General features: G+C 43.6%; 8 protein-coding genes. 3 read left to right on the top strand and 5 right to left on the bottom strand.

Annotated elements, in window-relative coordinates:
* Positions 1-117: 117 nt before the first annotated feature.
* Together H6F44_RS21360 and H6F44_RS21355 are read left to right on the top strand one after the other, a co-directional pair.
* Positions 118-903, top strand: a complete 786-nt coding sequence (locus tag H6F44_RS21360) for an exosortase/archaeosortase family protein (protein WP_190353113.1) — start codon at positions 118-120, stop codon at positions 901-903.
* A 52-nt stretch (positions 904-955) separates the two neighbouring features.
* Positions 956-1,612 (top strand): cyanoexosortase A system-associated protein, encoded by a 657-nt coding sequence (locus H6F44_RS21355; protein ID WP_190353112.1) that lies wholly within the window; start codon positions 956-958, stop codon positions 1,610-1,612.
* Between the two features lie 32 nt (positions 1,613-1,644).
* Here H6F44_RS21355 and H6F44_RS21350 read toward each other — a convergent pair whose 3' ends face one another.
* From H6F44_RS21350 to hemB, 3 genes are read right to left on the bottom strand one after another with little or no spacing between them, the layout of a single operon-like run.
* Positions 1,645-2,766 carry a tetratricopeptide repeat protein gene (locus H6F44_RS21350; protein WP_190353111.1) on the bottom strand — a complete coding sequence of 374 codons (1,122 nt, stop codon included), beginning with the start codon at positions 2,764-2,766 and terminating at the stop codon, positions 1,645-1,647.
* A gap of 19 nt (positions 2,767-2,785) precedes the next feature.
* Entirely contained in the window at positions 2,786-3,499 is a 714-nt protein-coding gene (locus H6F44_RS21345; protein ID WP_190353110.1) for a pentapeptide repeat-containing protein, read from the bottom strand.
* A gap of 48 nt (positions 3,500-3,547) precedes the next feature.
* Positions 3,548-4,540, bottom strand: a complete 993-nt coding sequence (gene hemB, locus H6F44_RS21340) for a porphobilinogen synthase (RefSeq protein WP_190353109.1) — start codon at positions 4,538-4,540, stop codon at positions 3,548-3,550.
* Between the two features lie 343 nt (positions 4,541-4,883).
* Here hemB and H6F44_RS21335 point away from each other — a divergent pair, with 343 nt between their 5' ends.
* Positions 4,884-5,540, top strand: coding sequence for a TatD family hydrolase (locus H6F44_RS21335; protein ID WP_190353108.1), 657 nt, complete (start codon positions 4,884-4,886; stop codon positions 5,538-5,540).
* Here H6F44_RS21335 and sbcD read toward each other — a convergent pair.
* Positions 5,527-6,861, bottom strand: coding sequence for an exonuclease subunit SbcD (gene sbcD, locus H6F44_RS21330; protein WP_190353107.1), 1,335 nt, complete (start codon positions 6,859-6,861; stop codon positions 5,527-5,529). The two genes, H6F44_RS21335 and sbcD, sit on opposite strands and share 14 nt — an antisense overlap.
* Positions 6,862-6,912: 51 nt before the next feature.
* Entirely contained in the window at positions 6,913-7,911 is a 999-nt protein-coding gene (locus H6F44_RS21325) for a serine/threonine protein kinase (RefSeq protein ID WP_190353106.1), read from the bottom strand.
* Positions 7,912-8,032 lie beyond the last annotated feature (121 nt).

The following is an 8,032-nucleotide window of genomic DNA, read 5'->3' as shown; positions in this document are numbered from 1 at the left end:
CTAGATAGGTCATACTTACTATGACTTGACCTATCTTTTTTATCTTAAATCCTCAAATCCCCATCTACTCATACTTCCCATATCTTTTGTCGCCCCGTCAGGGTCTTTTATCTGCTAGTGGCTTTAGCTTGCTTAGCAAATTTACATTTTTACTATGTTTGGAAAGTCGCAAATTATGTTCCATCCCTAATTGATCTTTCTGGTTGGTTATGCACAGGTTTTTTATTATGGAAAAGAGGCAGTAGCATCAAAATTAGAAGTAACTTTATCTCTACTATTTTAGGTTTACTACTAATTATATGGATGGTTATACGTCATACATTGAGCCAAGCTAATCCAGCAATGGATGCTCTATCCTATACTTTCCCAATTGTTGTTTTTGTAGGTTCATTGTTAATAGTCGTGGGCTTTAAGCAACTAATTAACTACAAATCAGAACTAGCAATTATGAGCTTAATGTCAGTTCCGACCCTGTTTGTTTCAACCACTGTTTTAAGTCCGATTGCCCATATCGATGCAAGATTAATGAACTTTATCCTGCACTATATCGGTTTTAACGTATCCCGACAAAACACAACCATATTACTATCAAAGGGTGCTGTAGAGGTCATGGGCGGATGCTCTAGCGTCATCCCCTTGGTCACAGTTTTTGCTTTGTTGGTAATGCTTACTAGCTTATATGCTGCTAAGAGAAAGCAGCAAATCTTAATTTATTCAATTGCGACTGTTGCTGTTTTTATGATTAATAGTGTCAGGCTCTGTCTATTGGCATTACTGGTGAATAGTGGAAATGATATTGGCTTTGAATATTGGCATAGTGGTGGCGGTGCTGCAATTTTTTCTAATATAATTGTTGTATTAGTTGGTGGTATGTCTTATAAACTATTAGAAGATGGCTTATAAATTATATTTTATAAATTATATGGATATATCTAAGCTTAAAAAATTATATAGAATGCAAATACTATACAAGAATATTTGTTTGGTCACGATCGCGATCGCTGCTGTTGGGGCGATCGCGATTTCTGTTATTACTATTCCTAAATTTAGTAATCGTCCTCGATATCAATTGCCATCACAAATAGATCTGCCCAATTGGCGATCGCTCTCCAGCCAACCCTTAAATTTACCCTTAGATAGCCTCCTCACAGCACATCAGTATTTATACAATGATTATTCCCGTAACCATCAAGTACGAATTGATGCAATTTACTTAAATAGAGTTAGTTCTTTTCTTAATATAATCAAAAATATTAATATTCAATATATTGAATCCACGCTGCAACTCAAGTATGCCGCTAACATCGGTCATTACGCTCTCTTTGCAGATCAAGACCAAGCTTATTTAGCTAGCTGTATTAACCCCACTGGGCAAGGCACTCTCACCGAAGCCCAATTCAATAGCAACCAACATCATATTGATGTTGTACTGTCGCGTCTAGGCTCTTATTTGTTGGGAACTGCGGACTTACGTGATTATCGTTGCCTGTTTACGGTGATATCAATGCCGATCGCGAAAACTGCTAGTACCCAAGTAAACTATCAATATCTTGAAAAATCATGGATTGATTGGCATCGGTTTTGGCAAGATAAGTTTCCTACAGATTATTAACGAAAAAATTGCAAATCAGGTTGCCACAGTTGTTATAGCTCAGCCAAAGCTTTACGCGCCTGACTCAACCCATCGACATTACCTTGCTGGTTAAACAGTTTCTCGGCAGCCTCCAAAGCTTTCCGCGCTTCTGTATTGCGTCCTTGCCTTGCCAAGATTTTGCCTAAATTGAGATGCGCCATCGCATCCGATGGTAATTCGTCAATGATCTGACGGTAAGCGACGATCGCCCCCGATAGTGAACCTTGCTGCATATACAGATCAGCGATCGCCCTTTGGATTGGAGACGAATTCCCCCTTAACGGTGCAGCCCTCCGCAATGCTGCAATTGCCTCAGCATACTTACCTTGGCTTTGCCATATTTTCGACATCGACAAATTAGCTTGCGGATGCCGAAGATTGATTTCTAGGGCGCGTTTGTACTTGGCGATCGCCTCATCGGTCTTATTTTGTTCTGCAAACAAATCGCCAACTGCAACTAACACATCGGCATTGTAAGGGGCGATCCGATCTGCCTGTTGATATACCTCAAAAGCGCCTCTGCTGTCACCAGCCAACTTCAGCACATAACCCAGATTGAGATAGGCTTGGGCATCCTTGGGGGCGACAGCGATCGCCTGACGATAAATTTTGATCGCCTCTTGATAATTTCTCTGTTCAGTTAATAAAAACCCAACGCTGTTGTAAGCGTCAATATTTTGACGATCTAGGCTGATGGCGCGTTGATAGGCATTAATTGCCTTGGGATAGTCTTTAATGCGGACATATACAAATCCTAAAGCATTAAAAGCCTTTGCATTATTAGCATCTAGCTTGGTTGCCCTTTCTAATGCCGCGATCGCCCCAGAATAATTGCTTTGCTGTGTCATCAAAAAGCCGATGCTAGTCAAGATCTTGGAATTTTTCGGCTCTAATTGAGAAGCCTGTTGATAAGCAGCGATCGCCCCTGCAATGTCATTTCTTTGCCAAAGCTGTCGCCCCCGACGGATCCATTCAGTGGCATCTTGGGGGGCGTTTTTTGCTTGAGCATAGGCAGAATTGGGTTGCAAGTAGCCCATACTCATGGTCAGGGCAACAATGGCGATCGCGGTTTGCCATTGTCGATGGCTGCCAATATTAAAGAGATGACTAGAAAGGCGACTAAAGAAATTCATAGACAATAAACAATAGTGATCAATTTGGCTCTAAGGGATCTGGCTCGGTAATGGTGACAATCTCCACGGAATTAGGAGCATTACGCGCATCGGTAAAGTCAGTTCCTTCGATACTTCTTAGGGTTGACAGATAAGTTCCTGTCAAGTCAGCCCCCACCAGTTTAGCATTAGCCAGATTTGCCCAATTGAGCTTGGCATTGGTGAGATTCGCACGGCTTAAGTCAGCACCCGCCAGATTTGCCCCTGTCAGATTTGCCCTAGTTAAGTCAGCCTCTGTGAGATTTGCTCCCCGCAGATCGGCTCCATTGAGAAAGGCTCCTGTCAAAAAGGCATTGGCTAAATTAGCACGACACAATCGCGAACGAGTGAGATTGGCACTAGTTAAAAATGCCCCTGCGAAGTTTGTCTCCACCAATATTGCATCGCTCAAATCCGCCTCAATCAGAAAAGCCTCTGATAAATTTGCTCCAATTAAAGAAGCCTGCTCTAAAATTGTGCCATTCAGATTTGCCTGAATCAAAATTGAACCACTCAAGTTCGCTCGCAATAGGTTGGCTAGATTTAGCTCTGTATCCTCTAAGTTAGCTAAATCCAAAGTAACTTCTTCGAGATCCGATTCGATGAAATTCGCACCCGATAGATTTGCACCCGTCAAAATCAATCTCGCAAGCGATCGCTGACTAAAATCGCGATCGCCTAACGCATAGCTCAAGAGCAGTTCTTTGGCATTCATGGTTAATGACACTGGATTAATGGCACAGAAATAGTACAGACTGGGATATTAGCAACGATAACCCGAAGCTAAAAGCTGCGCGACCGCCTTGGCATGGTAAGACAGAATGATATCGGCTCCTGCCCGTTTCATGCTTAGTAATGTCTCAAACATGACCTTCTTTTCATCAATCCAACCCAATTGGGCGGCAGCCTTGACCATCGCATATTCACCGCTAACGTTATAGGCAGCGATCGGCACATTGGTTGCATCTTTGATTTTAGCGATAATATCAAGATATGCCAAAGCAGGCTTCACCATCACAATATCCGCACCCTCAGCAATGTCTAGATACACTTCCTTGATCGCTTCGCGGCTATTGGCGGGGTCCATTTGATAGGTTTTTTTATCGCCAGACTTAGGAGCCGAGCCGAGGGCATCGCGAAATGGTCCATAGTAAGCCGATGCGTATTTTGCGGAATAGGCGAGAATGCCCACATTTTCAAAGCCGTTGGCATCTAGTCCCTGACGAATTGCGCCAATGCGTCCATCCATCATGTCTGAGGGAGATACAAAATCTGTACCTGCGGCGGCTTGCGAAACTGCCATTTTTACCAATACTTCGACAGTTTCATCGTTGAGAATTACGCCATTGTCATCAATGATGCCGTCATGCCCGTGGGTCGTAAAGGGGTCAAGCGCCACATCTGTAAAAATAATCATGTCGGGAACTGCCGCCTTCACTGCCCTAACCGCTTGTTGCGCCAATCCTTCAGGATTAAAACTCTCGCTGCCTGTGAGGTCTTTTTTCTCTTCGGGAACCGCAGGAAATAGAGCGATCGCTTTGATCCCAAGCGCATAGATTTCTGTAACTTCTTGAACTAATAGGTCAAGGGTAAACCGATAGGCTTCAGGCATGGAAGGGATTTCCACGCGGTTATTTTCGCCTTCCATGACAAACATCGGATAGATAAAGTCATCGACAGAGAGAGTAGCCTCTCGGACAAGGCTACGAATGGAAGGATTGCGGCGCAGGCGGCGGGGGCGATGGGTAAGTTGCATTGATGTTTCTTAATTACAGATCGCTATGTATTTATTAAGTAACGCATTATACCAGAATAGCGATCGCCTATATTAGCTGTATAGCCAAATTACCGCGCAATTCCCTCAAGATTCTTACTCTAAGAAAACTGAAAGCCTTGCTTGGCAAAGTTTTTAACCTTTTCTGGTTTGGTTGGTCAGCAATTGCGAGAAAATTATGATTAGAATTAAAATTAAAATTGCTATTAAACCCGTGATTAAACCCGCGATTAAACCTATGAACAAGATCGATTTGCGATAAATTTGTATTGATGCTGCATTTTTTGATTCTGTATTGATTCTGTATTGATTCTGTATTGATTTTGTGTTAATTGACTTTCACACTCACCATCATCGCTCTTCGTTGAACTTGATTAATGTGCAGGTTCTGCACGTTAGCGCCGAGACGAGATCGCAGGCTCTCCCCAATATTTGCAGTCTTGGTTTGCATCCTTGGTTTATGGAAAGCTCGTGGCAAGATGCATGGCACAATCTCGAAGAACTCAGTCAACTGCCACAGGTAATCGCGATCGGTGAATGTGGCTTAGATCGCAATTGTAAATTACCGATCGCATTACAAACTATTATTTTTCAAAAGCAGATTCAACTAGCAGAAAGTTTGCAAAAGCCTTTAGTGGTTCATTGTGTAAAAGCATTTTCAGAACTAATTGCCCTTAAGAAACAAGCTAAACCGATGATGCCTTGGGTTATTCATGGTTTCCATAAAAAAGCATCTGTATATCAATTATTGCTTGAGCATGGTTTTTATTTTTCCTTTGGGGCGGCAATTTTACAGGATCAAGCTTTTGTGGCAGACGCGATCGCCACGATTCCCACCAGTAGGTTTCTATTAGAAACCGATGATCGCCAAGACTTGCAAATTGAGCAAATCTATGAACGGGCAGCCCAACTGCGTCAGATTTCTGTAAATAGTTTAGAGATAGAATTATTGGAAACTTACGGGAAACTTACGGGAAACTAATCAACAATTGACTGGCGGGGTGGGATTGTGCAGTGTCCGCCGACTTAGCAAATTCTAATTGCAAGCCTTTCCCAATTTCATTCCCAATTTCACTCCCAATTTCACTCCCAATTTCACTAAGTAATGCCTGCGCTGCATTGAGGATGTCTGATTCTAGATTCTTTAAATCCTCACGGGTACTCATATAGGTTTTTAATGCTGTCATTGGGTCAAGGGCGGCGGCTGTGCCAAGATCGGGGAGCCGCGATCGCAAGTTTTGACTCACCACTTCAGGAATGAGGGCATAGTTATGGGCGATCGCCATGGCTTCATGGAGGAGACGATCATCAATTTCGGCTAACTGTTCGGCCTTGACCTTATAAATTAAACGGGTGATCGCCTGTTCTATATTGCCCTTTTGAATTGCCCTGAGTAACTTCTCCTGTGGGTTTGCTGCCTGTGTGACATCCACTTCAATTGTCCGAAAGACGCGAGTGGGAACGGCACAAAATTCAAACTGCACACTTCCCTTGGCGATCTCTAGCCAGCAATATCCCTTGGCTTCATTCTCCTCGCCAAAATCAACCCTTTCAATACTACCTGGATAAACCACCAAAGGATCGGTGGCTAAAACCTGATGGCGATGCACATGACCTAATGCCACATAGTCAAAGGCATCACGGGTCAGCATTGATAGCGGAATGGTGAAGCCCTTACCTGCCGCCAAAAAGCGTTCTGCGCCATAGGTTGCCGTATCCACCATCACATGAGCCAATAAAATCGTGGGCAACTGCGGATCAAGTTGGCGAATTTCTCCTTCTAAAACCACCTGCAAGCGATCAATCAGGAATTGGCTCACCTCACTCATGGAGAAGCCTTCCGTTTCCGATTTGGTGAGTAAGGTCGATCGTGTGATCCAAGGGAGGGTAATTATTTGAATATCCCCAGCATTGGTATTAAGCCTATGGGTAGCGATCGTGTCGCCCACCGTAAAGTTGGGAACCGCTAAGCTACGATAAATTGCCAAACTCGCGCCGCCCACTCCCTGCGAATATTGATCATGGTTGCCCACCAACAGCACCGTGGGAATGCCCGCATCCGCAAGGCGGCGAAACTGCTTGGCAAACATCTGTTGCACGAGGGGGGGCGGCGTGGCATCAGGAAAAGCATCACCACCAAATAGAACTAAATCTGCGGGTTCATTAATGGCGCGATCAATGCAGGTTGTCAAAGCTGCCATAAAGTCTTCCAAGCGTGTATTCAGACCCGTTTGTGGGTTGAGCTTACCGTGGGTAGTACTACCAAGATGGATATCAGAAAGATGTAAGACCTTGATTGCCATAGTGTGTTTCCAAGGATTAATGTCTAGATTTACCGTTGGAAGATAGTAAATCTATTTGGGTTGCACTGTAGGCGCTTCTACAGGAATTGGCGGGGGTAATACGCGATTGACAACAGCGATCGCATAGCTCATTATGCTCACCATGAGCAGGACTATTCCTGCCCATATTATATTAAGATTTTGCTGTCGACTTATTTTTTGCTTTGCTTCCTGCTGGCGCTTAGTTTGCCGATCTTTTTGCAACCGCTCAATCTCATCTAGACTATGCAAAATCGTCTCACAGTCAGATGGGCGATCGACAGGTCTGTTAGCTATTAACTGCTCTAAGAACTTCGCAAATTCCTCAGAAATCTTCGGCGCATCATCCCGCCAATTATACTTATCGGTATGGGAGTCATGCATATCTAGGGGATATTTGCCCGTAACTAGATGCAAAAAAGTCATCCCCAATGCAAAAAAGTCCGATTGTGGAACAGCAAAACCACGCACTTGTTCAGGGGATGTGTAGCCTGCGGAAGTAATTTGGGTGATGCCGCCGACACTGCCAACTTTGGCAAGATAGGTATAACTCGCCTCCCTTGCGGCTCCAAAATCTATCAGTGCTAGTTGTCCTGACGGTCGGATCATGATATTTGAGGGTTTAATGTCTCGGTGAAAATAGCCATGCTGATGGACTAACTTTAAGATCTTAGTAAGCTGACGCATCCAAGCGATCGCCATCTTTTCTGTAAGTGGGCTATGGCTCTGTATCCATTCATAGAGATTAATGCCTTCAATTTTTTCCATCACAATGCCATGCAGCATCTTTCCCTTTGGCAAATCATGATGAATATAGGCTTCAATTTTAGGCAAACCCCTAGAGTCAATTTTTCCTAACAAAAATGCTTCCTGCTGAAAAAGCGATACAGCTTTGGGCAGATCATTAAATTCAGGATTGAGTACTTTGAGCACTTTTGGTTGCTGCTGCCCGTCTTCTATTTCATAAATTGTTCCAAAGCCACCTTTATCGCTTAACAGTCTTGTAACGCTATAGTTGCCATCAATTATCAATTTGCAATCGCAGAATATACCTGACGGGGCGACAAAAGATATGGGAAGTATGAGTAGATGGGGATTTGAGGATTTAAGATAAAAAAGATAGGTCAAGTCATAGTAAGTATGACCTATCTAG

It is taken from the genome of Pseudanabaena cinerea FACHB-1277 (assembly GCF_014696345.1).
Lineage (GTDB): Bacteria > Cyanobacteriota > Cyanobacteriia > Pseudanabaenales > Pseudanabaenaceae > Pseudanabaena > Pseudanabaena cinerea.
The sequence above is the reverse complement of the archived record's forward strand: the minus strand, read 5'-3'. Positions and strand labels throughout refer to the sequence as shown.